This is a genomic window from Tsukamurella pseudospumae (assembly GCF_001575205.1).
Lineage (GTDB): Bacteria > Actinomycetota > Actinomycetes > Mycobacteriales > Mycobacteriaceae > Tsukamurella > Tsukamurella pseudospumae.
Genome location: NZ_LSRE01000050.1, coordinates 80,131 through 106,193, shown reverse-complemented (window position 1 = coordinate 106,193; position 26,063 = coordinate 80,131). Strand labels below are relative to the sequence as shown.

The window sequence follows — 26,063 nt, the reverse complement described above, 5'->3', positions numbered from 1 at the left end:
GGGGATCCGTCATGACCGAGCAGTTCTCGAACCCGACGCCCGACGAGGCGCGCCGTGCGCTCGCCCACGCGGCGGGCGCCTCCGTCGCGACGTCCGCCGACCGTACGCGCCTCGAGCGCGGCCTCATCGCGATCGGCCTGGCGGTGGCGGCGCTGGTCCTGGCGCTGCGGCTCACCGTCGGGAATCTCGATGCGCCCGGCTGGATCCGGTTCGGCGGTTTCGGCGTGGTCATGGCCGTCTACGTGGTGGCGATCACCGTCGCGGTTCTCGCGATGCGGCGCGCGGCGGCGTCTCCTCGAGGCTTCACCCTCCGGTACAACCTCGGGCTCGGGCTCACGATGCTGCTCTACGCCGGCTACGTCGTCGCCCAGTCCGTCCGGGTCGACGATGCGGTGCCGTGGATGTGGACGGTGCTCGCAGCACTCGTGACGATGATCCCCGCCCTGCTTGCGGCACACTCGATCTCGCGGCTGGCGCTGCGGTGACTGCGACGGAGGGCGGCCACGCCCGGCACCGCCTCGACGAGGTGATCCACGCCCCGGTGCGGTTCTCCATCGTCGCGGCGCTCGCGAAGGTCGAGAACGCCGAGTTCGCGGCCGTCCGCGACGCCGTCGAGCTCTCGGACTCGGTGCTCTCCAAGCAGGCCGCGCAGCTCGAAGCCGCCGGCTACGTGAAGATCAAGAAGGGCTACGTGGGCAAGCGTCCCCGCACCTGGCTGTCGCTGACGGCACAGGGCCGCACCGCTTTCCAGTCCCACCTCGCCGCGCTGCGGGCGATCGCGGAGGGCTGAGCTCCGGGGGTTCAGCAGGATTCCGGTCGCGTTTACGCGGTCGATCGCCGCCTCGACATCGGCGGATGTCACGAGGGCAGCAGCGAATCCAGCGCCGCGGCACCGGAGACGAGGGCGTGGCCCCGTCGGGTCAGGGACGCCTGCCAGCCGTCCAGAGTCTCGCGCAAGGGCCCCACGCCGCCCGCGGAACGCACCTGCTCGGTGAGCTCGGCGATGCGCGCGAGGCCGAAGCCGCCGCGGCGGAGCTGCTCCGCCATCCGCGCGTCGCGGACGTCGGCGGGGGAGTAGATGCGGTAGCCCGTCCCCCGATCCCGCCGCGGTTCGACGATGCCCGCTCGCTCCCACGCGCGCAGGGTCGCGGGGACCACGCCGAGCAGCCGCGCCACGTCGCCGACGAACAGCGCGGAACCCGGATCGTCGTCGGGATCGTGCAGGCCGTCGAGCGCGGCGCGCACCCGCCGGAGGGTGTCGCGGTCGCCGGCCAGTTCGCCGTGCGCCTCGTCGAGCAGCGTGAAGGCGGCCTCGAGGTCGCCGCGGTGCACCGCGCGCAGGACCGACCCGGCCCGCGCATGCCCACATCCGGGGATCAGAGCCACGAACGCGCCCAGGGCCAGACGGTGCGTCGGCGTGTACTCCCGGTAGCCCGACGGGGTCCGCTCCGCGGGCGGCAGGATCCCCTGGTCCTCGTAGTTGCGGACCGCCTGAGCGGAGAGCCCGTGCGGGCGCGCGAGGTCGACGGGGCGAAGAACCGATTGAGGGTTCACGGCACCTCTTCCAGCTCAGTCGGTGACAAGTTTCAACTGAGCTTTCAACGATATCGTGAAAGGAATGGATCAGCACCCCGTAGACCTCGTCGCCCTCCTCGATGCCCTGCCCACTCCGGTCCGCCTCCTCGGCCTCGGCGAGCCGATGCACGGCTCGGAGGAGATCGCTCGTGCCCGCAACGCCGTCGTCGTCGATCTGGTGCTGCGCGGCGGCTTCCGGTCGATCGCGGTGGAGTCCGACTTCCACCGGGCGCCGCTGGTGAACGATTACCTGGCGGGCGCCGACCTCGATCCGGACACGGTGCTCGACGACGGATTCACGCACCCGTACGTCCACCGGCTCGCGGCGACCCGGGAACTGCTCGACCGCCTCCGCGAGATCAACCGGACACTGGACACCCCCGTGCGGTTCTACGGCTTCGACGGCCCGATGGAGATGGCGGCGGCCCCGAGCCCGCGGGAGCACCTGCTGCCGCTGAGGGCCGCGCTCGCTGACCACGCCGAGAACATCGTCGGGGAGGCGGATCTCGTCGACCTGCTCGGTGAGGACTCCCGCTGGACCGACGAGCGGGCGATGTACGAGGCGGACCGGGGCGTGGGGCGCACCGTCGGCGCTGAGAAGCTGCGTCTGCTGACCGACGACTTGTGCGCCGTTCTCGATGCGTGCGCGCCGGCCCTCGCGGAGGACGAGGCGTGGCGGCTGCAGTCCGACGCCCGCACCGCCGTCGGACTGCTGCGCTACCACGCGATCATGGCGACGGACACGCCCGACCGGTTCGGCCGGCTCAGTGCGCAGCGCGACGTGATGATGGGGCACAACCTGCTGGCGATCGCGGACCGGGAGGCCGCGCGGGGAGGCACCGTCGTGCTCTCGCACAACCTGCACCTGCAGCGCGGCGCGAGTGAGATGCGGATGGGCCCGCACCCGGTGCGCTGGTTCAGCGCGGGGGCACAGGCGGCGGCCCGGCTCGGCGATGCGTACCGGTTCGTGGCCACGGCGATCGGCGGTGCCCCGGCGCACGGCCTGGCAGTGCCGGAACCGGGCACCGTCGAGGGCGAGCTGTACCGCACCCAGGGCGCTCCGGCCGGCCTGTACGCCGGCGCCGAACTCGTGCGGCGCCTCGGCGACGCGACCGCGCGGCAGGACCGCGACGAGCGCGGGGCCTACTTCCCGCTGGAACCGGTGCGCCTGTCGGAGACCGACGGTGTGCTCTTCCTCCGCGAGGTTCGGGCATGATGGCCCCATGGTGATCGTGCTGTACGCCCTGGGACTGCTGGCCGTGGCCGCGGTCCTGTACGGCGTCGCCGCGCTCGTGTTCGGGCGCGGCGACGAGACTCCGCCGCTGGAGACCGGCGCCACGCCGACGGTGCTCCCCGCGGAAGACGTGGCGGGCGCCGATGTCCGCGCACTCCGATTCCAACAGGTGGTACGCGGGTACAAGCCCGCCGAGGTGGACTGGGCCCTCGAACGTCTCGCGCGCGAGATCGACGTCCTGCGGGCGCGTCTCGCAGCGGAGCCGGAGTCGCGAGCGGCCGTCCCGGAGGACTCCGAGGGACGCGAGTAGCAGGGCCGTCGCCCTAGTCCGCGCCGATCGCCGCAGCGCACAGGCTAGAATGTACTGCGGACCCGGTTCGGGCGTGCTCGGGGCGGGTGAAGGATCTGAAGGGAGCAACGGATGGCGGCGATGAAGCCACGTACGGGGGACGGCCCCTTGGAAGCGACCAAGGAGGGGCGCGGGATCGTGATGCGCGTACCTCTGGAGGGTGGTGGACGACTCGTGGTGGAGCTCACGCCGGACGAGGCTGCGGCTCTCGGCGAGGAGCTGCGCGGCGTCACGTCGTAATGTCGGTGGAACTGCTTTCTCCGTAGATCCCGCGCGGTGCGAACCGCGCGGGATCTCCGCTTTTTCGGGGGTGTTCGGTGGTGCAAGTCCCGCCCGGTCTGGCCGCGGTGCTGCCGGCGCTGGCCTGTCCGCACTGCGGCGGCGAGCTGGAGGCCGACGGCGGAACCCTGCTGTGCCCGCGCGGACACGGCTTCGACATCGCCCGCCAGGGCTACGTCTCGCTGCTCGCCGGTGACGCGAGCGGCCTCATCGCGGACGACGCCGACATGATCTCCGCCCGCGAGCGCTTCTTCGCCACCGGGCACTACGAGCAGTTCCACGCGGCGGTCGCAGCCGCGGCCGTCGACGCCCCGGCGGGCCCGGTCCTGGACTGCGGCGCGGGGGAGGGCGAGTACCTGGCCAGGGCGGTGGAGGCGCGCGGTGGCACCGGCATCGGCCTCGACCTGTCCAAGCCCGCTGCCCGGCGCACGGCCCGGCGCGGGCCGGGGATCGGCGCGGTGGTCGCCAACGGCTGGGCGCGCCTGCCCGTCGCCGACGGTGCCGTCGCCGTGGTCCTGTCGGTGTTCGCGCCGCGCAACGCCGCGGAGTTCGCACGGGTGCTCGCGCCCGGCGGGCGACTCGTCGTGCTCACCCCGGGCCCGAATCACCTACGGCAGCTGGTCGAGCCGCTCGGGATGATCTCCGTCGAGGAGGGCAAGGTCGCCAGGCTCGACGGTGCGCTGCACGACTTCGAACTGCTCTCCCGCGAGAAGCACGAGTGGATCATGGAGCTGACGGCCGCAGCCGCGACCGACCTGGTCGCGATGGGACCCAGCGCGCATCACGGTTCGCCGGGGGATCGCGCCGCGGCGATCGAGAGGCTCACCGCGTCCGGCGCCGCCGCCGTGACGGCATCGGGCACCGTCAGCGTCTACGGCCTGCGGTAGCGGGGCACCTGTCGGGCCTGGGGCACCGTCGGGCCCGGGAACCGCGCTAGGAGCGGGCCGCGAGTGCGTGCCGGTAGACGTCCAGGGTCTGCGCGGCGATGGACTCCCAGCTGAAGTCGGCGACCGCCCTGGCACGCCCCGCCGCACCGTACGCCGCCGCGCGAGCCGGATCCGCGCAGAGCGCGTTGACCGCGGAGGCGAGGTCCGCCTCGAAGGTGGCGGTGTCGGCCTCGTCGTAGTGCACCAGCGTGCCGGTCTCGCCGTCGACGACCACCTCGGGGATGCCGCCCACGTCCGAGGCGACGACGGCGGTGCCGCACGCCATGGCCTCGAGGTTGACGATGCCCAGCGGCTCGTACACGGACGGGCAGACGAACACCGAGGCGGCGCTGAGGATCTCACGCACCTTCGGGGTGGGCAGCATGTCCTGGACCCAGTGCACGCCGTCGCGCGACTCGGCGAGCGCGGCAACCGCATCGGCCGTCTCCGCAGCGATCTCCGGGGTGTCGGGGGCGCCGGCGCAGAGCACCAGCTGGACGTCCGGATCGAACCGGTGCGCGGCCGCGATCAGGTGCTTCACACCCTTCTGTCGCGTGATGCGGCCGACGAAGGCGACGATCGGCCGGTCGGGGTCGATGTGCCGCTCGACGAGCGGTGAGTCCTCGCCGAAAGTGGGAGCCGGATGCCAGACCTGCGAGTCGATCCCGTTGAGCACCACGTGGACCCGGCTCGGATCCAGATTCGGGTAGGCCTCCAGGACGTCCTTCGCCATGCCCCGGCTGACGGCGATCACCGCGTCGGCGTACTCGACCGCGTTGCGCTCGGACCAGCTGGAGAGGCGGTAGCCGCCGGCGAGCTGCTCGGCCTTCCACGGGCGGTGCGGCTCCAGCGAGTGCGCGGTGAGGATGTGCGGCACGCCGTAGAGCTGCCCGGCGACGTGCCCGGCGAGGCCCGTGTACCAGGTGTGGCTGTGCACGACCTCGGCCTCGGCGGCGAGGTTCGCCATGCGCAGCTGCGTGGAGAACATCTCAAGGGCGGTGTTGGCACCGGCCAGCGCGGGATCGGGGTCGGAGACGGTCACGTCGTCCATGTCGGGCCGGGGAACGCCCATGCAGTGCACGTCGACCTCGCACAGGTCGCGCAGCCGGCTGACGAGCTCCGTCACGTGCACGCCCGCCCCGCCGTAGACCTCCGGCGGGTACTCCCTCGTCATCATCGCTACGCGCATGGCGTCCACGCTAGAGCCTGCGGTGCCGGTCCGTGGGCGGTTCCGTGCAGCGCGGATGCTGCGGTTCGCCTGTGGTTGTCCGCCCGTACGTCTGTGCTTAGCAGTGCGTTCGGATGCACTGTCGCAGAACACTGCACGCGCGCCCGGATTGGGGTTAGCGTGGACCCGTGAGCAACCAGCCTCGTGTTTTGGGAATCGTCCTCGCCGGCGGCGAGGGCAAGCGCCTGTATCCGCTGACCGCGGACCGCGCGAAGCCCGCAGTGCCCTTCGGCGGCTCGTACCGCCTCATCGACTTCGTGCTGTCGAACCTGGTCAACGCCGGGTACCAGCGCCTGTGCGTGCTGACGCAGTACAAGTCGCACTCGCTGGATCGGCACATCAGCCAGACGTGGCGCATGTTCGGCTTCCGTGGCGAGTACATCACCCCGGTTCCCGCGCAGCAGCGCGTCGGCAAGCGGTGGTTCACCGGCAGTGCCGACGCGATCTACCAGTCGATGAACCTCATCACCGATGACGACCCGGACTACATCGTGGTCTTCGGTGCCGACCACGTGTACCGCATGGACCCGTCGCAGATGGTGCAGGCGCACATCGAATCCGGCGCCGGCGTCACGGTTGCGGGCATCCGTGTGCCGCGGGCCGAGGCGAAGGCCTTCGGCTGCATCGAATCCGACGACGCGGGGAAGATCACGCAGTTCCTCGAGAAGCCCGCGGATCCGCCCGGCACGCCCGACGATCCGGAGGTCACCTTCGCGTCGATGGGCAACTACGTGTTCAGTCGCAAGGCCCTCGTCGACGCGATCATCGCCGACGCGGAGAACCCGGACTCCGACCACGACATGGGTGGCGACATCATCCCCGCATTCGTGGCTCGTGGCGAGGCGGCGGTCTACGACTTCAGCGACAACAAGGTGCCCGGCGCCACCGAACGCGACGCGGGCTACTGGCGCGACGTCGGCACCATCGACGCCTTCTACGAGGCGCACATGGATCTGGTATCGGTGTACCCGATCTTCAACCTCTACAACCGGCAGTGGCCCATCCGTTGCGAGAACGACAACCTGCCCCCGGCGAAGTTCGCCCGCGGCGGGCTCGCGCAGGAGTCCATGGTCGGCGCCGGCAGCATCATCTCGGGTGCCACGGTGCGCAACTCCGTCATCGGCGCGAACGTCACCATCGGCGACGGTGCCACCGTCGAGGGGTCGGTGCTCATGCCGGGCGTGAAGATCGAGCCGGGCGCCGTGGTGCGGCGCGCGATCCTCGACAAGAACGTCGTGGTCGGTCGCGGCGAGATCCTGGGCGTGAACCTCGAGCGCGAGCGCGAGCGCTTCAACGTCTCCGCGGGCGGTGTGGTCACCGTCGGAAAGGGCCTCCGGATCGGCTGACGCCGCCGAAACCTTCACACGCAGCAGATATCTCCGCTCGCCCCGAGAATCCACGGGGCAAGCGGAGATATCTGCGGGGGCGGGGGAGTTCTGCTGGATCAGGGCTTGCGTTCGAGCGCGCTCGAAGTCCTACCGTTGCGGCCATGAACATGAGCAACGGATTGAACTGGCTGGTCACGGGCGCGTCGCAGGGATTCGGGCGGTGCCTCGCGGAGGACGCGCTGGGGCGCGGTGACTCGGTGACCGTGGTGGTCCGCGACGGGGCGAGTGTCGCCGACCTCGTCGCCGCGCACCCGCGGAGAGTGGACCTGATCGAGGCCGACCTGCGCGACGCCGACGCGGTCGACCGGGTGACGTCGATGATCGAGCGCACCTCGATCGATGTCCTGGTGAACAACGCGGGCCGCGCGATCGCCGGTGCCGCAGAGGAACTGTCGATGGAGCGGCTTCGGGAGCAACTCGAGCTGAACTTCTTCGCCGCCGCCGCGCTGACCAGGGCTGCGCTGCCGGGGATGCGGGAGCGCGGGACGGGCACCGTCGTGCAGATGAGCAGCCAGGGCGGGCGCCTGTCCTTCCCCGCGGTCGGCGCCTACTCGGCGAGCAAGTTCGCGCTGGAGGGCTGGTCCGAGGCACTCGCGGCCGAGGTCGCGGAGTTCGGGGTGCGGGTGCTCATCGTCGAGCCGTCGCGATTTCGCACCGGCTTCAACACCGGTCGTTCGTTGGCGGTGACGGCGCCGTCGGAGGTGTACGGGCGGACCGTAGGAGCCGTGCAGCGCGACCTGACCGGCTCGGACGGCGCGCAGGAGGGCGATCCGGCCCGGGCCGCGCGGATCATCGGTGACCTGGTCCGTTCGGACGACGTGCCCCTCCGGTTGCCGCTCGGCGCCGAGGCCGTCGAGCGGCTCACCGCCGCGTACGCGTCGGGCCTCGACGGCGTGCGCAGGTGGGCCGATCTCGCCCGGTCCGCCGACTTCCCCGGAGCGGACGGCGCGCCCCGACCGGTGTGAGCTAGTGGATGTGGATCAGTCCGACCAACTCGGCGAGGGCGAGCGCGACGATACCGATCGACAAGTACTGCATCGGAATCCAGAACACTGTGTGCTGATTGCGCATCGCGCGCTCAACCTCGACCTGCTCCGCGATGACCTGGCGTTCGGCCAGCTCATGAGCCTCCGCCGTCGAGCCGGGCTGATAGCCGGGCGTCGGCTGATAGTTGCCGGAGGCGATGTAGCCCGCAAGCTCCGCGGTGCGTTGCTGGGCGTACTTCGCCGCCCTGTCTCGCGGACGGACGATGTTGAGCCAGTAGCCCAGTGCTGCGCAGCCGCCGGCGGCGAGCAGCAACCCGCCGGCGATGCTGAAGTTCGTTCGGCCTAATCCGAACCCGACGAAGATCCCCACAGGAATGAGGAGAACGCCGAGAATGCCCCAACCGCGCCAGATGATCACTAAGGCATACTAGCATTGGGTAAGTTTGCTGAGAAGTATCGCTTATTTGGACTACGTGATCGTCGTCACAATCAGGCCGCGTCGTCGGCGCGGGCGAGGAGGCCGCCGGCTGAGCCGCGCAGGAGGATCTCGACGACCGCGTCGGCATCGTCGGACATGGGGACGTGACCGCTGCCCGGGAGCCAGACGTGCTCGGCCCGCGGAAGCCGCTGCCGCGCGCGCCGGCCCTGGTAGGGGAGCAGGACGCGGTCGCGGGTGCCCCACGCGACGGTGACGGGGATGTCGGCGGCGATGTCGTCCTCGAACGGGAACGCGCCGCCGATGATGTCGGCGAGCGTGTGTCGCGAGTCGACCATGTTCGTCAGATCGCCGAGCACGCGCTCCGGAGTGAGACGCTCGCCGTGCGTCATCAGTGAGGCCAGCATCAGGCGACGGCCGATTCCGCTCCGGGTGAGCAGCGGTGCCAGCGGTGCGGCGGCCCGGCCCGCGGCGATCAGCGCGATGAAGTGCGCGCGGATGAGGAGGAAGTCCTTGTCGTCGCGCCAGAAGCCGGCGGGCGAGAGCCCTGTCGCGCTGCTGACGATGCCGCTCGCCGCGGCCTCGAGCGCGATCCGTCCGCCCAGCGAGTTGCCGGCGATGTGCGGCCGTACGAGGTCCAGCTCGTCGAACAGGTCCACCAGGTGCTGATGCAGCGCCTCCTGGACCGTGCGGCCGGCGAGGTCCAGAGCGGGGGACTCGCCGTGGCCGGGGAGGTCGAACAGGATGACCTCGCGGTGCTCCGCGAGCCGCTCCGCCACCGGGTACCAGGCCTGCCGACGGTGCGCGATCCCGTGGACCAGCACCAGTGGCTCACCCGAGCCGAATCGTTCGTACGCCAACATCTCGTGCCACCTCGTCGTGGTCGGGGCGGGCGGGCCCGCAGGAGTCCGACGGTGCGCCGGACGATTGTTGGGAGCGTACGGATTGATAGAACAGCGCGCAATACCTCTCAGAAAAGTCGCTGGTGATGGTTCTCGACGCCGGTCGACACCCAGCGGATCCGTGACTCCGACCGAGCTGGACCGCTAGCTTGGACTCATACGGTGTGAGCTCGGAGGTGGGTATGAGTGCGGCGAATCCAACACTCGAGCCGATGGATGAACTGATCGGCCCGTTCTACGACATGGACGGGTTGGTCGAGTGGCTCGGTAGGACCAAGCAGGCCATCGGTGAGCAGACGAGAGACGGTCGGCTGATCGGGATGCAGGATGCGGCGGGTCGGTGGGTGTACCCCACGTGGCAGTTCGACGGAGCCGGAGCAGTTCACCCGCCCCTGATCGAGGTGTGGCAGCTGCTGCGTACGGAGGCGGACCCGTGGACAGCCGCGGAATGGATGTGCGTCCGGAATCCCGACACAGGTGGCCGGATCGCGGCAGACTGGCTCATCTCAGGAGAGGACCCTGAGCCGGTGATGTGCGCGGCCCGGGACGACGTGGGGCGGTGGTCGTGGTAGATCGCGATGCGGCCTCCGGGCGTGTGGCCGTCACGTCGTCGCGGGCCAGGCCCAGCGGATCGTCTCGAGCGCAGGGGAGCGTTCGACCGCCGCGATGAGCTCGGCGCTGCCGCTCACCTCGGTGCCCATGAGGTCGTAGTCCGTGTACACGAGCCAGGACCGATCGACCGGCCAGAAGTTCGACGGGGAGTAGTACCACCCCGGTTCGCCGTCGTCCGTGCGATCACCCGTCACCCGGCGTGCGACGCCGACGAGCTCGTCGAGCCGGCACCGCCAAACGACCACTGAGTAGTGGTCAGACGTCCCCCCGCCGAAGTACGCGAAGCATTCGGTCGCGCCACCGTCGGGCGACGCGGCGGCGAGCAGACCGACGAGGGTGACGAAGGAGTCGTGGTCGAGGGTGCCCTCCTCGGGAGCGATGAAGGTCGCGAAATCGCGGTGCTTCGCCCAATGGAACGACGGCGGGTACCGACATTCGAACGTGGCGGGGTCGTCGTAGCAATCCCGCCACAGTACGCGCTCCCAGCCGTACCCGGGATGCCGATTCGCTTCGTAGCCTGCGCCTGAGACGACGGGCGGGCCACCCTCGGGAACGTCGATCCGCTGGTACGCCGCATGCAGCACCCAGGTCGTGGACTCCCAGCCGGTGCGGTGGTAGCCGCACCAGCCGTTCTCCTCCTCGGCGCCGAGCCAGGCGAGCTCGTCGGGGGCGTCGAGGCGGCGGGGAGGCATCGTCGTCAATCCCGGGCGAGGGCGGCGCGCACCTGGTGGGCCACGGTGGTGCGCTCGGCGGACTCGGGGAGGGCGTCGACGGGCCACCAGCGCAGGTCGTTGGACTCCTCGCTGATCGCCAGCTCGGGCGTCCCGGCGCCCACGGCGAACGCGCGGAAGCGCAGGTCCAGGTGGCGCGTGGGCACACCGAGCGAGCAGCGGATCGGATGTGTGTGCAGCGTCAGGAGATCCGCGTCGAGGACGAGATCGGCGAGGCCCGACTCCTCGTGCCCCTCGCGGAGCGCGGCGGCGGGCACCGTCGAGTCCGAGTCCTCGCAGTGCCCGCCCAACTGCAACCACTCGCCGACCCGGGGGTGGTGCGTGAGCACCACGTGCGTGCGGTCCTGGTTGAGGATCACCACCGACGCGGTGATGTGGCCCGGCACGTTCGCGCGGGCGCACGCGTTCGGTTGCGCGTCGAGGAAGGCGAGCACGGTGTGCCGCAGGGCGTCGTCGGCGTCGGTGCGGGCGTCGAAGCGCGCGAGGAGGTCGACGGCGGAGGCGTGCAGGGACGCGAAAGACACTGGGCTACCTTTCGATCAGCATGTCGCCGGGCGGGAGCGGCGGCCGGGGCGCGGACAGCACGGACGGATCGGCCGGGTACCCGACGGCGATCGCGCCGGCCGGCCGGTAGTCCTCGGGCAGTGCGAGAACCGCACGCACGGTCTCGGCGGCGAAGATCGTCGAACCCACCCAACAGCTTCCGATCCCACGCACGGCGAGCGCGACGAGCAGCGACTGGACCGCGGCGCCGACGGCCACGGTGAACATCGTCTCCTCGGCGGCGGTGCGACGGGCGTCGGGGTAGGCGTGGGCACCGTCGGGAACCATGAACGGGAGGATGAGTTCCGGGGCGTCGTAGAGCAACTGGCCGCGCCGGACCCGCTTCGCGACGGACTCGTCCGTGCGTCCGTCGCCCGAGAGGTCCGCCGCCCATTGCTCCTTCATGGCGTCCAGGAGCGCCGTGCGGCGCTGCGGGTCGCGCACCCACACGAACCGCACGGGATGGGTGTGATGCGGCGCAGGGGCCGTCAGGGCCTCCGCAACGGCCTCTCGGACGTCGTCCTCGGGGACCGGCTCGGCGGCGAACGCCCGGACGGACCGCCGGACCAGGAGCGCCTGCCGTCGAGCGGCTTCCACGCCCGTGTGGAACAGGTCGTCCTCGCCGGGCCGGACCAGGCCGCGGGCGGTGGCGAGCGGTGAGCCCGCCGCCGGCGGCCGGACGGCGAAGCCCCGGACCACGGCCACGGGGACGCCGCCGAGCTTGCCCTTCACGAGATCCGCTGCGGCGGCGAGCTCGTCGGCGACCGCGATCTCCGTGACCACCAGGTCGTTGCCGTAGGCGTCCACCGCACCCGCGTAGCCGTGCAGCACCTCCACGCCCGCCGCGCCGATCGCGGCATCGGTCTGGCCGGTGCGCCACGCGCGGCCCATGGTGTCCGTGACGAGCACGGCGACGTCGACGCCGAGCCGCTCCCGCAGACCCGCGCGGGTCGCGGCGGCGCTGCCGTCCGGGTCCTCGGGGAGCAGGGCGACGGTGTCCGACGCGACGTTCGACGCGTCCACCCCGGACGCGGCCTGGACGATCCCCAGCCGGTTCTCGGTGATCCAGGTACGCCCCTTCGTGGCCAGCACCCGCACCGACTCCTCGGCGATCAGCCTGCGCCGGAACGCGTCCCGCTCGTCCGGGTCCGACGGCGCCGCCAGCACCCGACCCTCCGCCTTGGAGAAGACCTTCGAGGTGACCACCACGACATCGCCGTCCGCGAGCCACGGCGCGGCATCGGCGAGCAGGGCGGCGATGTCGTCGCCCTCGGTCACCTCCGGGACGCCGAAGACGGGCAGGATCTCCAACGACGGTGCGCCGTGGTCGCGCTCGGGTCGCGACGGTGCGTCACGCGCGGGCCGGGCGCTCACAGGCCCACCAGCTCGAGGCCGGCGTCGATCATGGCGGCGGTCGCCTGCGGCGAGCTCATGAGCAGCGGCACCGCGGCGACGGGAAGCCCGGGGATGTCGACGGCCGCGTCCGCCCCGTTGTCGTTCGAGACCAGCCAGCCGTCGAGGATGCCGTTGCCGCTGCGCGCACCGAAGTGCTCGCCGATCGCCTGCGCACTCGTCTCGATCCCGAGGACCTCCAGGCAGCGATCGGCCATGCCGCGCAACGGCGCTCCGCCGATCACGGGGGACACGCCCACCACCTTGGCCCGGGTCGTGCGCAGCGCGGCTCGGATGCCGCCCACCGACAGGATCGCGCCGATCGAGACGATCGGGTTCGAGGGGGCGAGGAAGACGACGTCGGCGTCCTCGATCGCGGCGATCGCGGTCCGTGACGCCTGCGCCTTGCCGGACCCCGTACCGTCGGCCCCGCCGACCTGCGCGAAGCCGAAGGTCTCGATGTCCGCGCGGTAGCGCACCCACCACTCCTGGAAATGGATGGCCTTCTTCGCGCCGTCGTCCGAAGCGGGGTCCGCGACCACGACGTGCGTCTCGTGCCGCCCGTCCGTGGCGGGCAACAGCCGCACGCCCGGCTGCCAGCGGTTGCACAGCGCGGCGGTGACCTCCGTGAGGGGATAGCCGGAGCTGAGCATCTGCGTGCGGATCAGGTGTGTGGCCAGGTCGCGATCGCCGAGGCCGAACCAATCGGGATCGGCCCCGTACTTCGCGAGTTCCTCTTTGGCGTGCCAGGTCTCGTTCCGGTGTCCCCAACCGCGCTCGGTGTCGATGCCGCCGCCGAGGGTGTACATGCACGTGTCCAGATCGGGGCAGATCCGCACGCCGTGCATCCACGCGTCGTCGCCCACGTTCACCACGGCCGTCACGGTGTTCTCACCGGTCCCGGCGGCACCGTCGGCAGGGGGTGCACCGTCCCGATCGGGAAAGGGCGTGACCCCGAACCGTTCCCGCGCGCCCTCGAGGAATCGCGCTCCGCCGACACCGCCCACCAGCACCGTCACCTTCACCTCATCGAGGGTAGTGGGCGCGGCGCGGGCGGGCTGCCGACGGGGTCGCGGGGGCCGTGCCGGCGGTCCGGTGAACGATGACCTCGGATGTTGGGAATCGGGGTGTTCGGGGTGGCATGATCGACTGCGCGGGGCGACTCGGTCGCCGAGCCGGTCACGGCTGCGAAGTGTGACACGGATTACATCTCAACCACGTGTCGAGGCCTGCATTCGGGGCGTCCAGGTGGTATTAGCTAATTTTCCGGTTCAGCTTGACGTGGCGGCTTTGCGCGTGTGTAATCACAACCGTGTCATTCAGTGCGGCGTGATCGCTCGCGGCGGGCACATCAAGAGAAACGACCATCGAACACCACGAAAGCAACGAGGGAGGCGGGCCGATGACGATCGACGCTCATCGTGAACCGTTCGGAAGCTTCTCCGGTGGGTCCAGCCGTGCGCACCTGAGCCTGGTGCCCACGGGTTTCGAGGAGCTCTACGAGGCCGTCGAGGATCAGTGGCAGGACCGCGCGCTGTGCTCGCAGACGGATCCCGAGGCGTTCTTCCCCGAGAAGGGCGGCTCCACCCGCGAGGCCAAGCGCATCTGCCTGGGCTGCGAGGTGCGCAACGAGTGCCTCGAGTACGCACTGTCCAAGGACGAGCGCTTCGGCATCTGGGGCGGCCTGTCCGAGCGTGAGCGCCGCAAGCTCAAGCGCGGCATCATCTGACCCTTCCGGGTCAGAGCGCGTCGGGGCCGGCGAGCAGAGTCTCCTCGGTCACACCGAGATATCCGCTGATCTGGTGAACCAGGATCGCGAGGATCTCCTCCAACAGATCGGCCTCCGATTTGGCCCGCCGTTGGAGCGGGCGTCGGAACACGATCAAACGTGCGCGCGTGCGACTGCCCCGCCGGTCGATGCCGGCGGGCACCATGCGTGCGAGCGGGATCGGCCCGTCGGCCTCCACCTCCTCGGGCCACGACACCGAATCCGGGTCGTGCGGCAGGATGCCGGGGACGTCGTCGACCGCGATGTCGAGATCCGCCAACCGATCGTGCCAGAGCCCGTCGATCTCGGCGAAAGCGTCGAGGACGACCTCGTCGAAGCCCTGTGACCGGCTGCGGTGCGCCGGGAGCCCGCGGGGCACCAGTGGGCCGCGCAGGCCGTGTCCACGCCGGTCCCTCGAGACCCGGCGGCGCAGCTGCGCGCCGCTGTCCGACGCCGCTCTCCTCGCTCTCATGATGCTCTCAGTGTAGGCCGAGGTCGCCGATCGACGCCGCCGAGCGCGGTCGTGCGGTGTGTCGGGAGCGCGCCGAACCGGCCACGGGTTAACCTTCCTACTGTGAACTCCGTCCGTCAGTGCTGCCGCCCCGGCTGCAGGAACCACGCCGTGGCGACGCTGACGTTCGACTACCGCCAGTCGATCGCCGTGTTGGGCCCCCTGGGAACCACCGCCGAGCCGCACGCGTGGGACCTCTGCGAGTTCCACGCCGGCCGGACCACAGCGCCCCGCGGCTGGGAGATGCTGCGCAACCTCCCCGCCTACAGTGCCGCCTCCGTCGGCAACACCGCCCTGGACGACGACCTGACCGCCCTGGCGGACACCGTGCACGAGCGCGCCGCCCGCGATCGCGGACGGATCGACCCGGCACCGTCGGACGGCCCGCTCCGGTCCCTCCCGCCGATCGGCGCGATGCGCCCCGTGCACGACGCGCCGCCCGCCCCGCGGGCGACCCCGTCGGCTCAGCCCAGTAGCGGTGGCCCCAAGCACGCGGCCCCGACCGGTCGCCGTGGCCACCTCCGGGTGCTGCCGGACCCCGTCGACTGAGAGTCGACCACCGCGCCGTCACGTCCCCCGCGCCGGATGCCGGCGCGCGGCCCGATTGCCGATAGGGTGGGGCGTCCGTTACGGGGGCCCGCAGGGTTTCCGCACGCCGTTTCACAGGAGGTCGTCGAGCGTGGTTCGAACGCTGGAGTCCGTGCAGGCCGTCATCAAGGCGTACGACGTCCGAGGCATCGTCGGTGAACAGATCGACGAGGCCTTCGTGCGCGACGTGGGTGCCGCGTTCGGCGCGCTGATCCGTGGCGAGGGTGCGACTGCCGCCGTGGTCGGCCACGACATGCGCGACTCGTCGCCGGCGCTGTCGGCCGCGTTCGCGGAGGGCCTCCTCGCCCAGGGCGTCGACGTCACCCTCATCGGCCTCGCCTCCACGGACGAGCTGTACTTCGCCTCGGGCCTCCTCGACCGGCCCGGCGCGATGTTCACCGCGTCGCACAACCCCGCGGCCTACAACGGCATCAAGCTGTGCCGCGCGGGCGCCAAGCCCGTGGGGCAGGAGACCGGGTTGCGCGTCATCACCGAGCAGGTCGCGAACGGCGTACCGTCGTACGACGGTGCCGCCGGCCGCCTCGCGGAGCGTGACGTGCTCGACGAGTACGGCGAGTACCTGCGGAAGCTGGTCGACCTGTCGGGCTCGCGACCGCTGCGCGTCGCCGTCGACGCCGGCAACGGGATGGGCGGGTTCACCGTGCCGTCCGTGCTGGGCCCCGTCGAGGCGCTCGACGTGCGCGCCCTGTTCTTCGAGCTGGACGGGAACTTCCCCAACCACGAGGCGAACCCGCTGGACCCGAAGAACCTCGTCGACCTGCAGCGGTTCGTGGTCGAGCAGGGTGCCGACATCGGCCTCGCCTTCGACGGTGACGCCGACCGCTGCTTCGTCGTCGACGAGAAGGGCGAGCCGGTCTCGCCGTCGGCCGTCACCGCGCTGGTCGCCGAGCGGGAGCTGGCCCGGCACCCCGGTTCGACGGTGATCCACAACCTGATCACGTCCAAGGCGGTGCCGGAGATCATCGTCGAGAACGGCGGCACGCCGGTCCGTACTCGTGTGGGCCACTCGTTCATCAAGGCGCAGATGGCGGAGACCGGTGCCGTGTTCGGCGGAGAGCACTCCGCGCACTACTACTTCCGCGACTTCTGGGGCGCCGACTCCGGGATGCTCGCGGCGATGCACGTCCTGGCCGCGCTCGGCGAGCAGAGCAAGCCGCTCTCGGAGCTGATGGGGGTCTACGACCGGTACGCCGCGTCGGGCGAGATCAACTCGACGGTGGCCGACCAGGCGGAGCGCACGCGCGCCGTACTCGATGCTTTCGCAGACGAAATCCAGAGCACCGATGAACTGGACGGCGTGACGGTACAGTTGGTTTCGGGCGCCTGGTTCAACCTTCGCGCCTCCAATACGGAGCCGCTGCTCCGGCTGAACGTCGAAGCCGCGACACCGGACGAGGTGCGCGCGCTGACCGAGCGGATCCTGGCGATCGTACGTGCCTGATCGCGCTTTCGCGCTGATGTGGGACGGGAGGAAGCCGTGACCGAGATCATCGGCGCCGGAAGCGGACCGAGCGGGCCGCAGGTCACCGATCTCGACGATCCGGCGGGTCTGATCGCGGCCGACGTGGGCGGCCATCTTCGAGCCGCGGCCCTGGCGGGCGCGCAGGCGCGCGCCGTGGCCGCCGCCGTCGACGAGGGGGCCCTGGAGCAACTCGACGGCATCGCTCCGCGCGCCGTCGTCGTGGTCTGCGGGGCCGGCCCGGCCGCCGCGGCCGCCGGATTCGTCGAGGCGCTGACCGCCGGCCGGTTCGACGTGCCGCTCGTGCGCTCGACGGAGCTGCCGCCCTGGGTGGGCGCACTCGACGTGGTCGTCGTCTGCGGTTTCGACGCGGGCGACCTGGTGCTGGCGCGGGCGATCGCCGTGGCCTCGCGCCGCGGCGCGACCGTCGTCGTCGCGGTTCCGCTCGAGGGGCCGGTCGCCGAGGCGGCGGCGGGGCGCACCGTCGACCTGTCGCCGCGCCTGCGCGTGCCGGAGCGCTTCGGCTTCATCGGCGTCGCCGCCGCCCTGCTCGCGGTGCTCGGCCGGATCGCCGGTACCGACAGGGCGGCCGCGCCCGGCGAGGGCTTCCTGTTCGCACTCGCCGAGGCGCTCGACGACGAAGCACTGCGCGGCGCGCCCGATCGGGACGTCGAATCCAACCCGGCGAAGCGGCTCGCGGCCCGGATGGCGGGCCGTCGGGTCGCACTGACGGCGGACACGGCAGCGGGACTCGCGGTGGCCGAACACGCGGCCTCCCAGGCGCTGACCCTGGGCGGCCAGGTGGTCGCCGCCGTCGGCCTCGCCGACGTCGAGCTGGCCGTGCCGGAGCTGGCCGCGGCACCGCGGGGCGGCGCGTTGAGCGGGTCGGACGCACTGTTCCACGACCCGTTCCTGGACGGTCCGGCCGCGCAGACTCCGCTGCGGGTCCTGGTGCTCACCACCGAGGAGCGTGCACCCCTGGTGCAGGCCCGGCTCCGAGCCCTGCCCGATGTGGAGCCGCTGCCGGTGGACGAGGGGGCGCGGCGTGCGCCCGACGCGGCGGGTCCGCGCGCCGATGCGCAGGAGCTGCTGGCGCTCGCGGTACGGTTCGATCTCGCGTCGGTCTACCGGCGCCTGACCGGGGAGGCGTGATGGAGCGGATCGAGGGCGTCATCCGCCCCTACGCATGGGGCTCGCGCACCGTCCTGGCGACGATGCAGGGCCGGTCCGTTCCGTCGAACCACCCCGAGGCGGAGCTGTGGTTCGGGGCGCACCCCGCGGACCCGGCCAAGCTGTACGACGGTGCCGACGACGCGCCCGACGGCGATCTGCTGTCCGCGATCGGTGCCGACCTGACCGGACAGCTCGGGTCCGTGTGCCGTGGCGAGTTCGGGGACCGGCTGCCCTACCTGGTGAAGGTCCTCGCCGCGGACGAGCCGCTCTCGCTCCAGGCGCACCCGTCGCGGGAGCAGGCCGAGGAGGGCTTCGCCCGGGAGAACGCCGCGGGCATTCCGCTGGACGCACCTGAGCGCAACTACCGCGACGCCGCGCACAAGCCCGAGGTCGTCATCGCGCTCAGCCGGTTCGAGGCGCTGGCCGGCTTCCGGGACCCGGCGGTCACCGTCGAACTGCTGCGCGTGCTGGCCGTCCCGGAGCTGGACAGCTACCTGGGCCTGCTCGCGGGGCAGCCGGACTCGCAGGGCCTGCGCGCCCTGGTGACCACCTGGATCACGCTGCCGCAGCCCGCCCTCGCGGTGCTGGTGCCCGCGGTGCTCGCCGGATGCGTGCGCTACCTGGAGAGCGGCGCGACCGCGTTCAAGGGCGAGGCGAAACTCGCACTGACGCTGGGGGAGCGGTACCCCGACGATGCCGGCGTCCTGGCCGCACTGCTGCTCAACCGGATCGTGCTGGAGCCGGGGCAGGCGCTGTACCTCGCGGCCGGGAACCTGCACGCGTACATCAACGGCGCCGCCGTCGAGGTGATGGCGAACTCGGACAACGTGCTGCGCGGCGGACTCACGCCCAAGCACGTCGACGTGCCGGAACTGCTGCGCGTGCTGGACTTCACGCCCCGCGCACCGTCGGATCTGGCACCGCGCACCTCGACCGTGGGGCCCGAGGTGATCTTCTCGACACCCGCGCCCGAGTTCCGGGTCTCGCGGGTGCGGCTCGACGGGACGGCCTTGAAGCGCGCCGCGTCGGTGGAGCTGGACGCACGCGGCCCGCAGCTGCTGGTCGTCACGTCGGGGACGGTGACGGTGCGCAGTGCGGGCCGGGCGATCGATGTTCCGGCGGGCAGCGGCCTGTGGATGGCCGCGTCCGATCCGGGCGTCGTGGTCAGTGCGCACTCACCGGCGGCGGAGTTCTTCCGGACGCTGGTGGGCGGGCACTGAGAACGGGCTAGACGCCGCCGAGGTTCTCGTAGAAGGTCTCGGGGATGTCGAAGGTCTGCATGTTCGACACCGCGACGGCCTCCGGCTGGGCCTTGCTGAGCACGGCGAGCGGCTTGCCGTCGCGCGTGAGCAGCACATCGTCTCCACCCTCGACGATGCTGAGGAGCTGAGCGACGGTCTGGTCCGTGGTATGCGCGAAAGTCTTGGTCATAGGGCCGACGGTAAGCGTTACTCGTCGGTACGCCAACAGTTTTCGACTACCAACGAGTAACACTCGTCGGTAACTTTCGTCGGTGGCATGCGCATTGTCAAGCGTTTACCAGGTTCACGGCAGAGTGCGTCCAGGCCGAAACGCCAGAGTGGTCCTTGCACAACGGAAACAGGCCGCGAGGCCGCGACGCAAGGAGATGAACACATGGCAGCACCGGGACAGGGCAACGGTCAGGGACAGCGACCGGGAGCGCCGAAGCCGCAGCAGCCGCAGCGTCGTCGGGTGCGCCGCTGGAACGCGCAGGCGCGCCGCTGGGACTGGGTCTGGCAGTGACCCGAGGAAGCCGATGACGTCCACGAGCCTCCTTCGGCTGCTGTGGACCTTCACGCCGGGCCACCGACGATCCCTCGTCGGTGGCCTGGCCGCGTTGGTCGCAGCGGCGCTCGTCGAGGTGGCGGCGGTGCTGGTCATGGCCGATGTCCTCACCGCGGTCCTCGAGTCGGACTCGCTCTCGTCCGCCGCCCGCGGCGTCGCCGCTTGGGTGGCGGTCACACTGCTCGGCGCGCTCCTCACGTACGCCGGAACGCTCGCGACCTGTCGCGCCGCCGAGGGCACCGTCCTCGCCCTGCGCGACGAGGTGTTCGGGCGGCTGTTGGACCTGCCGCTCGACGACGTGCACCGGCTCTCCACGGGAGACGTCGTGGTCCGGCTCACCGAGGACGTGGTGGTGCTCGAGACCGCGCTGTCGGTGTCCGTGGTCCAGGCGGTGGTCGCGCTCCTGACGACGGGTGGCCTGATCGCCGTGGCGTGCTGGCTGAGCTGGCAGCTGACGCTGGTCGCGCTGGTCGCCGTGCCGGTACTCATGGGTCTGTCCCGCGCGTTCCGCGGCGCGCAGGAACGCGCGACCGAGCGTGAGCGCGCAGCGCATTCGGGGCTCGGGACCGCGATCGGCGAGATCGCGGGCACCGTCGAGCACGTGCGCCTGCACACGATGGAGCGGGCCGAACGCGCCGAGGTCCATCGCCGCGGCGCCGCACTGTTCGCCGCCCGCATGCGGGAGGCGAACGTGCACGCCGCGTTCGGCGGGGTGCTCGGCTCGGCACAGGCCCTGACGCTGATCGCCGTCTCGGTGGCCGGGGTGGTCCTCGTCCGCACGGGCGACCTCACCTACGGCGCGCTGATCGCTCTCACCGGTTACCTCGGCTACCTGTACCCCCGCGTCCAGGACATCGCCGAGAGCCGGCTCGCGCTGGTGGGCGCCAGGATCAGCGCGGACCGCCTGGTCGAGATCGCGGGGCCGTTGGCGGCGCCTGCGCGAGTCCTGTCGGTCGACGGTGCGCGGGTCCCGGACGGCCGGTCCGACGATGCCGGCACCCGGCTCGTCCGTCCGGCGGTACCGGTGCGCATGACCGGCGTCCGGGTGCGGCGGGGCGACTTCGTCCTCGACTGCCCCGAGTTCATCGCCGAGCCCGGAACCGTGACCGCCCTCGTCGGCCCGTCCGGGGCGGGGAAGTCGACGATCGGGTCCGCATTGGCGGGCACGGTGGACGTCGAGGGCACCGTCGAACTCGGGGACCGCGCGGGCCGGGGCGGCGCGGCACTGCGCGAATTCGTGACGCTGGTGCCGCAGCACGCGGTGATCCGGACGGGGACGCTCGCGTCCAACGTCGGCTACGGCAGCGGGGCGGATCCGTGTGTCGCGGGGGACCTCGCGGGCGCCGACGAGTTCGTGCGCCGGCTGCCCGACGGCTACGCGACCCCGACCAGCTCGGGCGGCCCGGAACTCTCGGGCGGGCAGCGCCGGCGGATCGCGCTGGCGCGGGGGTTCGCGCGGCAGACCCCGGTGCTGATCCTCGACGAGCCGAGTACCGGCCTGGACCGGGCGAACACCGAGCGGCTGGCGCGGGTCCTGCGATCGATCGCCGTGCATCGCACCGTCATCGTGATCACCCACGATCCGGTGCTGCGCGACGCCGCCGACCGGTGCTACCGAGTGGTCGAGGGGAAGGTGGCGCTCGCAGTGGGTGCAGACGCCTGAAATGCCCCGCGGTGGTGGCCCTGTGGTGTTTGATGAATCGTCACACACAGACGAACACAGGAGCATCGGATGGCAAACCCACTGTTGCGTACGAAATCGGTGGAGCAGTCCATCGCCGACACCGAAGTGGTCGGTACCCGGCTGAAGAAGCAGCTGACCGCATGGGATCTCACGATCTTCGGCGTCGCCGTCGTCGTGGGCGCCGGCATCTTCACGATCGGTGCCTCGACCGCCGGTGACTACTCGGGCCCGGCGGTCACGGTCTCGTTCATCATCGCCGCGATCGCCTGTGGTCTGGCCGCCCTCTGCTACGCGGAGTTCGCGTCGACGGTGCCCGTCGCCGGCTCGGCGTACACCTTCTCCTACGCCACGTTCGGCGAATTCGTCGCCTGGATCATCGGTTGGGACCTGGTGCTGGAGTTCTCCATCGCCGCCGCGGCCGTGGCCAGCGGATGGTCGAGCTACCTCGGCACCGTCTTCGGGACCGGGCCCGCAGCGTTCGAGATCGGCAGCTTCAAGGTCGACTGGGGCGCCATGCTCATCGTCGCCGTCCTCACGGGCCTGCTCACCTTCGGCGCGAAGGTCTCCTCGCGCGTCTCAGCCGTCATCACCGCGATCAAGGTCGCCGTCGTGATTCTCGTGATCGTGGTCGGTGCGTTCTACATCAAGGGCTCGAACTACAGCCCGTTCATCCCCGAGTCCGTCCCGGGGAAGAGCGAGGGGGTGAGCTGGACGTCCACGCTGTTCCAGGCCATCGCCGGCAGCAGCTCGTCCTACGGCTGGTACGGCGTGCTCGCCGGCGCCGGCATCGTGTTCTTCGCGTTCATCGGCTTCGACATCGTCGCCACCTCCGCGGAGGAGACGGTGAATCCGCAGCGCGACGTGCCCCGCGGCATCATGGGCTCGCTCGCGGTCGTCACCGTGCTCTACATCGCCGTCACCGTGGTCGTGACCGGCATGGCCAGCTACAAGGACCTCGCGACCAGCGCGGGAGACGGTTCCGGGAAGAACCTGGCGTACGCGTTCAAGCTCAACGGTGTCGACTGGGCCGCCACGATCATCTCCATCGGCGCTCTCGCCGGCCTGACCACCGTGGTCATGGTGTTGCTCATGGGCCAGAACCGCGTGCTCTTCGCGATGGCCCGCGACGGCCTGCTGCCCCGTCAGCTCGCCAAGACCTCCGACCGGGGTGTGCCGGTGCGGATCTCGGTGGGTGTCGGCGTGGTCGTCGCGATCTTCGCCGGGCTGATTCCGCTGAGCGAGCTCGCCGAACTGATCAACATCGGCACGCTGTTCGCCTTCGTGCTGGTGTCGGTGGGTGTGGTCGTCCTACGGAAGAAGCGCCCGGACCTCAAGCGCGGCTTCCGCGCGCCGCTGGTGCCGTTGGTCCCGATCCTCTCGGTGGTCGCCTGCGGGTGGCTGATGCTCAACCTGTCGCTCGAGACCTGGTTCCGGTTCCTGTGCTGGATGCTGCTCGGCGTGGTCGTGTACTTCCTCTACTCGATGAACCACTCGCTGGTCGGTAAGCGGGCGCGTGGCGAGGTCATCGAGTCGCTCGCCGACTGATCATCTCCTCTCGGACCGGGGTCGACGCTTCGTGCGTCGGCCCCGGTTCCGTGTTCGTGGACGTTCACGCCCGTGCGGGTGCGCGGCGCGGGGCATGGGCTCGAACGAGCGAATGCCGGGGTGACTCGGCAGGCACTCTCTCCGATTCCGTCCATCTTGGACAGGGGCGGCGTAGGATTTAGAATCGTGAACACCGACGTGGGGGTAGCACGCTGGCGGGAGCTGATCGACGCGTTCGTGGTACAGCAGGAACGGCTCGTCCGGATCCATCCGGACCTGTACGAGATGACCCGGCCGAATCCCGGTGCGACGGAGGAGCAGCTGCTGGCCGCGGAGGAGCGGCTCGGCCACCCGATACCTAACCAGTACCGCGAGTTCCTCACCGTGGCGAACGGCTGGAAGGACTGGAGTCAGAGCAACACACTGCTGTCCTGTGACGAGATCGGAGCGGGGGTCCTCAGCGCGGACGAGTTCTCTGTGATGATCGCTGGCGATCCGCGAGAATGGCACGGTTACGACGAGTGGACCCAAATCACCAGGGCGCAGGATTCGTACTGGACCGCCTATCTGTTGATGCGGGACAGTCAGGGCGAGCCGGCCGGGTCGGTACACCTCTGGCCAGGGGACGCGATCACCGGCTCGTTCGAGAACTATCTCGTAGACGAGTTGGCGACGTTGACGGAGTGGCTCGACCGTGAGGAGCTCGGTCCGTGGGGGCGAGTATGGGGCGGCGACTCAACTCCGCCGACGATGCAGGCTATCGTCGCGAAGTATGCCGAGTTGAGGCGAGAAATCGAGGCGATGGCAGTGGACGGCACCATCGCGGGTCAGCCGAATCCGCCCGCTACACAGGAGTCGATCGACGCCCTCGAGAGCCGGCTGGGGCATCCACTCCATCCGGAGCACGCCGAGCTGCTGCTGACCGCCGACGGGTGGCCCGGGATTCCGTACCTCCTCAGCACACATGAAATCATCGACGGCTCGCGCTGGCGTGCGTCGCTCGTTGAGCGCGACAACCGAGATCGACAGGCGCTTAGCGAGAAGGAAAGAGCGTTCGCGCAGTTCGGCGTATCCGTGCCGCCGGCTCCGGACCGTCCCTCCGCTGGTGAAGTGGCGGCGGCGAGTGGTGTGACTCCCTTCGCGGCGTGGGGGCCGTGCGCAATCGGCGTGGACCCCGTCGACGGATTCGTCCGGTGGCTACCGTTCGACAGCAAGTACGGCGACGATCCGAGTGACATCACAACACGATCAGCCGGAACGGTGAGGGCCTACCTGTTGGATGAGATCGATCAGCTGAACACCCGTGTCGAAGGGTTGCGCTCCGTTCGCGGAGGACCCTCGGACACCTGACCCGCCACGCCGCGCAATGCGACTGCAAACGAGGTCGCCGACGTGCGAATGCACAGGTCGCGATAGCCTGGAGCGCGTGACTTCTACGTTGACCGCCGATACGGCGAACGGAATCGATTTCAAGGTCGCGGACCTCTCGCTCGCCGAGTCCGGCCGCAAGCAGCTGAGCCTGGCGGAGCACGAGATGCCCGGCCTGATGGCGCTGCGTCGCGAGTACGCCGACGTGCAGCCGCTCAAGGGTGCGAGGATCTCGGGCTCGCTGCACATGACGGTGCAGACCGCGGTGCTCATCGAGACCCTCGTCGACCTCGGCGCCGAGGTGCGGTGGGCGTCCTGCAACATCTTCTCCACCCAGGACGAGGCGGCCGCGGCCGTTGTCGTGGGGCCGCACGGCACCGTCGAAGCCCCGCAGGGCGTACCGGTGTTCGCGTGGAAGGGCGAGACCCTCGAAGAGTACTGGTGGGCCGCCGAGCAGATGCTGACCTGGCCGGGTGAGCCCGCCAACATGATCCTCGACGACGGCGGCGACGCCACGATGCTCGTGCTTCGCGGCGCGCAGTTCGAGGCCGCCGGCGTGGTTCCGCCCACCGACGAGGACGCCGACAGCGCCGAGTACCAGGTGTTCCTGGCCCTGCTGCGCGCGTCGCTGGCCGAGGACGCGACCAAGTGGTCGACGATCGCGGAGTCGGTCAAGGGTGTCACCGAGGAGACGACCACCGGCGTGCTGCGTCTGTACCAGTTCGCCGCCGCCGGCGAGCTGGCGTTCCCGGCGATCAACGTCAACGACTCGGTCACCAAGAGCAAGTTCGACAACAAGTACGGCACCCGCCACAGCCTCATCGACGGCATCAACCGCGGCACCGACGTGCTGATCGGCGGCAAGAAGGTCCTGATCACCGGCTACGGCGACGTGGGCAAGGGCTGCGCCGAGTCGCTGGCCGGCCAGGGCGCGCGCGTCCAGGTCACCGAGATCGACCCGATCAACGCGCTGCAGGCACTCATGGACGGCTACGACGTGGTCACCGTCGAGGACGCGATCGGCGACGCCGACATCGTCATCACCTCCACGGGCAACAAGGACATCATCCTGCTCGAGCACATGAAGCAGATGAAGGACCACGCGATCCTCGGCAACATCGGCCACTTCGACAACGAGATCGACATGGCCGGCCTCGAGAAGTCGGGCGCCGTGCGGCTGAACATCAAGCCGCAGGTCGACCAGTGGACCTTCGGCGACACCGGCAAGTCGATCGTCGTGCTGTCCGAGGGGCGCCTGCTGAACCTGGGCAACGCGACGGGCCACCCGTCGTTCGTCATGTCCAACAGCTTCAGCAACCAGGTGATCGCGCAGATCGAGCTGTGGACCAAGCCCGACGAGTACGACAACGAGGTCTACCGCCTCCCGAAGCACCTCGACGAGAAGGTCGCGCGGATCCACGTCGAGGCCCTGGGCGGCAACCTCACCAAGCTCACCAAGGAGCAGGCCGAGTACATCGGCGTCGACGTCGAGGGCCCGTACAAGCCCGAGCACTACCGCTACTGAGCGGCACCGTCGCGACCGTAGCCGATCGGCACCG

General features: G+C 70.6%; 29 protein-coding genes. 19 read left to right on the top strand and 10 right to left on the bottom strand.

Features of this window, described 5'->3' with window-relative positions:
- Nucleotides 1-11 precede the first annotated feature (11 nt).
- Together AXK61_RS21340 and AXK61_RS21335 are read left to right on the top strand one after the other, a co-directional pair.
- On the top strand, nucleotides 12-485 hold the full coding sequence (locus AXK61_RS21340; RefSeq protein WP_068575127.1) for a hypothetical protein: 474 nt from the start codon (nucleotides 12-14) through the stop codon (nucleotides 483-485).
- Nucleotides 482-790: a winged helix-turn-helix domain-containing protein gene (locus tag AXK61_RS21335; RefSeq protein WP_068575128.1), complete on the top strand. Its 309-nt coding sequence runs from the start codon at nucleotides 482-484 to the stop codon at nucleotides 788-790. Before AXK61_RS21340 ends, AXK61_RS21335 begins: the two co-directional genes overlap by 4 nt.
- A 68-nt stretch (nucleotides 791-858) precedes the next feature.
- Here AXK61_RS21335 and AXK61_RS21330 read toward each other — a convergent pair whose 3' ends face one another.
- A complete protein-coding gene (locus AXK61_RS21330; protein WP_068746967.1) occupies nucleotides 859-1,554 on the bottom strand; it encodes a MerR family transcriptional regulator in 696 nt (231 codons plus the stop codon).
- Between the two features lie 64 nt (nucleotides 1,555-1,618).
- Between AXK61_RS21330 and AXK61_RS21325 the strand changes: the two genes are divergently transcribed.
- From AXK61_RS21325 to AXK61_RS21310, 4 genes are all read left to right on the top strand, one after another.
- Nucleotides 1,619-2,791 (top strand): erythromycin esterase family protein, encoded by a 1,173-nt coding sequence (locus tag AXK61_RS21325; protein WP_068746966.1) that lies wholly within the window; start codon nucleotides 1,619-1,621, stop codon nucleotides 2,789-2,791.
- 7 nt (nucleotides 2,792-2,798) lie between these two features.
- A complete protein-coding gene (locus tag AXK61_RS21320) occupies nucleotides 2,799-3,119 on the top strand; it encodes a DivIVA domain-containing protein (protein ID WP_068575131.1) in 321 nt (106 codons plus the stop codon).
- A gap of 111 nt (nucleotides 3,120-3,230) precedes the next feature.
- Nucleotides 3,231-3,398 (top strand): DUF3117 domain-containing protein, encoded by a 168-nt coding sequence (locus tag AXK61_RS21315; RefSeq protein WP_068532479.1) that lies wholly within the window; start codon nucleotides 3,231-3,233, stop codon nucleotides 3,396-3,398.
- A 77-nt stretch (nucleotides 3,399-3,475) separates the two neighbouring features.
- Complete coding sequence (locus tag AXK61_RS21310) at nucleotides 3,476-4,324, top strand: putative RNA methyltransferase (RefSeq protein WP_231855634.1); 849 nt, start codon at nucleotides 3,476-3,478, stop codon at nucleotides 4,322-4,324.
- Nucleotides 4,325-4,370: 46 nt separating this feature from the next.
- Here the strand turns inward: AXK61_RS21310 and glgA are convergent, their stop codons facing one another.
- The gene (gene glgA, locus AXK61_RS21305) at nucleotides 4,371-5,552 is read right to left on the bottom strand and encodes a glycogen synthase (protein ID WP_068575350.1); all 1,182 of its coding nucleotides are present in this window, start codon (nucleotides 5,550-5,552) and stop codon (nucleotides 4,371-4,373) included.
- Nucleotides 5,553-5,719: 167 nt separating this feature from the next.
- On the opposite strand from glgA, the gene glgC reads away from it, so the two are divergent.
- Together glgC and AXK61_RS21295 are read left to right on the top strand one after the other, a co-directional pair.
- Nucleotides 5,720-6,937, top strand: coding sequence for a glucose-1-phosphate adenylyltransferase (gene glgC / locus AXK61_RS21300; RefSeq protein ID WP_068575132.1), 1,218 nt, complete (start codon nucleotides 5,720-5,722; stop codon nucleotides 6,935-6,937).
- Nucleotides 6,938-7,080: 143 nt separating this feature from the next.
- Nucleotides 7,081-7,944, top strand: a complete 864-nt coding sequence (locus AXK61_RS21295) for an SDR family NAD(P)-dependent oxidoreductase (protein ID WP_068575133.1) — start codon at nucleotides 7,081-7,083, stop codon at nucleotides 7,942-7,944.
- A gap of 1 nt (nucleotide 7,945) precedes the next feature.
- On the opposite strand, the gene AXK61_RS21290 is transcribed toward AXK61_RS21295, so the two are convergent.
- A complete protein-coding gene (locus AXK61_RS21290; RefSeq protein ID WP_068746965.1) occupies nucleotides 7,946-8,383 on the bottom strand; it encodes a hypothetical protein in 438 nt (145 codons plus the stop codon).
- Nucleotides 8,384-8,454: 71 nt separating this feature from the next.
- Nucleotides 8,455-9,264, bottom strand: coding sequence for an alpha/beta fold hydrolase (locus AXK61_RS21285; RefSeq protein ID WP_068575135.1), 810 nt, complete (start codon nucleotides 9,262-9,264; stop codon nucleotides 8,455-8,457).
- 251 nt (nucleotides 9,265-9,515) lie between these two features.
- Between AXK61_RS21285 and AXK61_RS21280 the strand changes: the two genes are divergently transcribed.
- A complete protein-coding gene (locus tag AXK61_RS21280) occupies nucleotides 9,516-9,875 on the top strand; it encodes a hypothetical protein (RefSeq protein ID WP_082789492.1) in 360 nt (119 codons plus the stop codon).
- A gap of 30 nt (nucleotides 9,876-9,905) precedes the next feature.
- On the opposite strand, the gene AXK61_RS21275 is transcribed toward AXK61_RS21280, so the two are convergent.
- The 4 genes from AXK61_RS21275 to cofD are packed head-to-tail and all read right to left on the bottom strand — an operon-like array spanning nucleotide 9,906 to nucleotide 13,606.
- Nucleotides 9,906-10,607 (bottom strand): hypothetical protein, encoded by a 702-nt coding sequence (locus AXK61_RS21275; protein WP_068746964.1) that lies wholly within the window; start codon nucleotides 10,605-10,607, stop codon nucleotides 9,906-9,908.
- A gap of 5 nt (nucleotides 10,608-10,612) precedes the next feature.
- Nucleotides 10,613-11,170: an NUDIX hydrolase gene (locus AXK61_RS21270; RefSeq protein WP_068746963.1), complete on the bottom strand. Its 558-nt coding sequence runs from the start codon at nucleotides 11,168-11,170 to the stop codon at nucleotides 10,613-10,615.
- Between the two features lie 4 nt (nucleotides 11,171-11,174).
- Nucleotides 11,175-12,563 carry a coenzyme F420-0:L-glutamate ligase gene (locus tag AXK61_RS21265; protein WP_068575137.1) on the bottom strand — a complete coding sequence of 463 codons (1,389 nt, stop codon included), beginning with the start codon at nucleotides 12,561-12,563 and terminating at the stop codon, nucleotides 11,175-11,177.
- Nucleotides 12,560-13,606, bottom strand: coding sequence for a 2-phospho-L-lactate transferase (gene cofD, locus AXK61_RS21260; protein ID WP_068746962.1), 1,047 nt, complete (start codon nucleotides 13,604-13,606; stop codon nucleotides 12,560-12,562). The genes AXK61_RS21265 and cofD overlap by 4 nt, the downstream gene beginning before the upstream one ends.
- A gap of 377 nt (nucleotides 13,607-13,983) precedes the next feature.
- On the opposite strand from cofD, the gene AXK61_RS21255 reads away from it, so the two are divergent.
- Nucleotides 13,984-14,310: a WhiB family transcriptional regulator gene (locus tag AXK61_RS21255; RefSeq protein WP_068575139.1), complete on the top strand. Its 327-nt coding sequence runs from the start codon at nucleotides 13,984-13,986 to the stop codon at nucleotides 14,308-14,310.
- A 10-nt stretch (nucleotides 14,311-14,320) separates the two neighbouring features.
- On the opposite strand, the gene AXK61_RS21250 is transcribed toward AXK61_RS21255, so the two are convergent.
- Nucleotides 14,321-14,821: a metallopeptidase family protein gene (locus AXK61_RS21250; protein WP_068746961.1), complete on the bottom strand. Its 501-nt coding sequence runs from the start codon at nucleotides 14,819-14,821 to the stop codon at nucleotides 14,321-14,323.
- Between the two features lie 102 nt (nucleotides 14,822-14,923).
- On the opposite strand from AXK61_RS21250, the gene AXK61_RS21245 reads away from it, so the two are divergent.
- From AXK61_RS21245 to manA, 4 genes are all read left to right on the top strand, one after another.
- Nucleotides 14,924-15,409, top strand: coding sequence for a DUF3499 domain-containing protein (locus AXK61_RS21245; protein ID WP_082789491.1), 486 nt, complete (start codon nucleotides 14,924-14,926; stop codon nucleotides 15,407-15,409).
- 130 nt (nucleotides 15,410-15,539) lie between these two features.
- Nucleotides 15,540-16,910 carry a phosphomannomutase/phosphoglucomutase gene (locus AXK61_RS21240; RefSeq protein WP_068746959.1) on the top strand — a complete coding sequence of 457 codons (1,371 nt, stop codon included), beginning with the start codon at nucleotides 15,540-15,542 and terminating at the stop codon, nucleotides 16,908-16,910.
- A 36-nt stretch (nucleotides 16,911-16,946) separates the two neighbouring features.
- Nucleotides 16,947-18,080 carry a hypothetical protein gene (locus tag AXK61_RS21235; protein ID WP_082789490.1) on the top strand — a complete coding sequence of 378 codons (1,134 nt, stop codon included), beginning with the start codon at nucleotides 16,947-16,949 and terminating at the stop codon, nucleotides 18,078-18,080.
- The gene (gene manA, locus AXK61_RS21230) at nucleotides 18,080-19,321 is read left to right on the top strand and encodes a mannose-6-phosphate isomerase, class I (protein ID WP_068575144.1); all 1,242 of its coding nucleotides are present in this window, start codon (nucleotides 18,080-18,082) and stop codon (nucleotides 19,319-19,321) included. Before AXK61_RS21235 ends, manA begins: the two co-directional genes overlap by 1 nt.
- A gap of 7 nt (nucleotides 19,322-19,328) precedes the next feature.
- Here the strand turns inward: manA and AXK61_RS21225 are convergent, their stop codons facing one another.
- Nucleotides 19,329-19,532 carry a hypothetical protein gene (locus AXK61_RS21225; RefSeq protein WP_068575145.1) on the bottom strand — a complete coding sequence of 68 codons (204 nt, stop codon included), beginning with the start codon at nucleotides 19,530-19,532 and terminating at the stop codon, nucleotides 19,329-19,331.
- Nucleotides 19,533-19,736: 204 nt separating this feature from the next.
- Here AXK61_RS21225 and AXK61_RS25935 point away from each other — a divergent pair, with 204 nt between their 5' ends.
- The 5 genes from AXK61_RS25935 to ahcY all read left to right on the top strand — a co-directional run bounded on the left by AXK61_RS25935 (nucleotide 19,737) and on the right by ahcY (nucleotide 26,029).
- Nucleotides 19,737-19,865, top strand: coding sequence for a hypothetical protein (locus AXK61_RS25935; protein ID WP_269451183.1), 129 nt, complete (start codon nucleotides 19,737-19,739; stop codon nucleotides 19,863-19,865).
- 13 nt (nucleotides 19,866-19,878) lie between these two features.
- Nucleotides 19,879-21,570 (top strand): ABC transporter ATP-binding protein, encoded by a 1,692-nt coding sequence (locus AXK61_RS21220; protein ID WP_068746958.1) that lies wholly within the window; start codon nucleotides 19,879-19,881, stop codon nucleotides 21,568-21,570.
- A gap of 69 nt (nucleotides 21,571-21,639) precedes the next feature.
- Entirely contained in the window at nucleotides 21,640-23,136 is a 1,497-nt protein-coding gene (locus tag AXK61_RS21215; protein ID WP_068746957.1) for an amino acid permease, read from the top strand.
- Between the two features lie 186 nt (nucleotides 23,137-23,322).
- Nucleotides 23,323-24,486 carry an SMI1/KNR4 family protein gene (locus AXK61_RS21210; RefSeq protein WP_068746956.1) on the top strand — a complete coding sequence of 388 codons (1,164 nt, stop codon included), beginning with the start codon at nucleotides 23,323-23,325 and terminating at the stop codon, nucleotides 24,484-24,486.
- A gap of 76 nt (nucleotides 24,487-24,562) precedes the next feature.
- Complete coding sequence (gene ahcY / locus AXK61_RS21205) at nucleotides 24,563-26,029, top strand: adenosylhomocysteinase (protein ID WP_231855633.1); 1,467 nt, start codon at nucleotides 24,563-24,565, stop codon at nucleotides 26,027-26,029.
- Nucleotides 26,030-26,063 lie beyond the last annotated feature (34 nt).

What these genes read in the sequence shown, in the direction of transcription:
- AXK61_RS21340 (WP_068575127.1), top strand. Translation starts at nt 12, where the DNA reads ATGACCGAGCAGTTCTCGAACCCGACGCCCGACGAGGCGCGCCGTGCG.
- AXK61_RS21325 (WP_068746966.1), top strand. Translation starts at nt 1,619, where the DNA reads ATGGATCAGCACCCCGTAGACCTCGTCGCCCTCCTCGATGCCCTGCCC.
- AXK61_RS21320 (WP_068575131.1), top strand. Translation starts at nt 2,799, where the DNA reads ATGGTGATCGTGCTGTACGCCCTGGGACTGCTGGCCGTGGCCGCGGTC.
- AXK61_RS21315 (WP_068532479.1), top strand. Translation starts at nt 3,231, where the DNA reads ATGGCGGCGATGAAGCCACGTACGGGGGACGGCCCCTTGGAAGCGACC.
- glgA (WP_068575350.1), bottom strand. Translation starts at nt 5,552, where the DNA reads ATGCGCGTAGCGATGATGACGAGGGAGTACCCGCCGGAGGTCTACGGC.
- AXK61_RS21295 (WP_068575133.1), top strand. Translation starts at nt 7,081, where the DNA reads ATGAACATGAGCAACGGATTGAACTGGCTGGTCACGGGCGCGTCGCAG.
- AXK61_RS21285 (WP_068575135.1), bottom strand. Translation starts at nt 9,264, where the DNA reads ATGTTGGCGTACGAACGATTCGGCTCGGGTGAGCCACTGGTGCTGGTC.
- AXK61_RS21280 (WP_082789492.1), top strand. Translation starts at nt 9,516, where the DNA reads ATGGATGAACTGATCGGCCCGTTCTACGACATGGACGGGTTGGTCGAG.
- AXK61_RS21275 (WP_068746964.1), bottom strand. Translation starts at nt 10,607, where the DNA reads ATGCCTCCCCGCCGCCTCGACGCCCCCGACGAGCTCGCCTGGCTCGGC.
- AXK61_RS21255 (WP_068575139.1), top strand. Translation starts at nt 13,984, where the DNA reads ATGACGATCGACGCTCATCGTGAACCGTTCGGAAGCTTCTCCGGTGGG.
- AXK61_RS21250 (WP_068746961.1), bottom strand. Translation starts at nt 14,821, where the DNA reads ATGAGAGCGAGGAGAGCGGCGTCGGACAGCGGCGCGCAGCTGCGCCGC.
- manA (WP_068575144.1), top strand. Translation starts at nt 18,080, where the DNA reads ATGGAGCGGATCGAGGGCGTCATCCGCCCCTACGCATGGGGCTCGCGC.
- AXK61_RS21225 (WP_068575145.1), bottom strand. Translation starts at nt 19,532, where the DNA reads ATGACCAAGACTTTCGCGCATACCACGGACCAGACCGTCGCTCAGCTC.
- AXK61_RS25935 (WP_269451183.1), top strand. Translation starts at nt 19,737, where the DNA reads ATGGCAGCACCGGGACAGGGCAACGGTCAGGGACAGCGACCGGGAGCG.
- AXK61_RS21220 (WP_068746958.1), top strand. Translation starts at nt 19,879, where the DNA reads ATGACGTCCACGAGCCTCCTTCGGCTGCTGTGGACCTTCACGCCGGGC.
- AXK61_RS21215 (WP_068746957.1), top strand. Translation starts at nt 21,640, where the DNA reads ATGGCAAACCCACTGTTGCGTACGAAATCGGTGGAGCAGTCCATCGCC.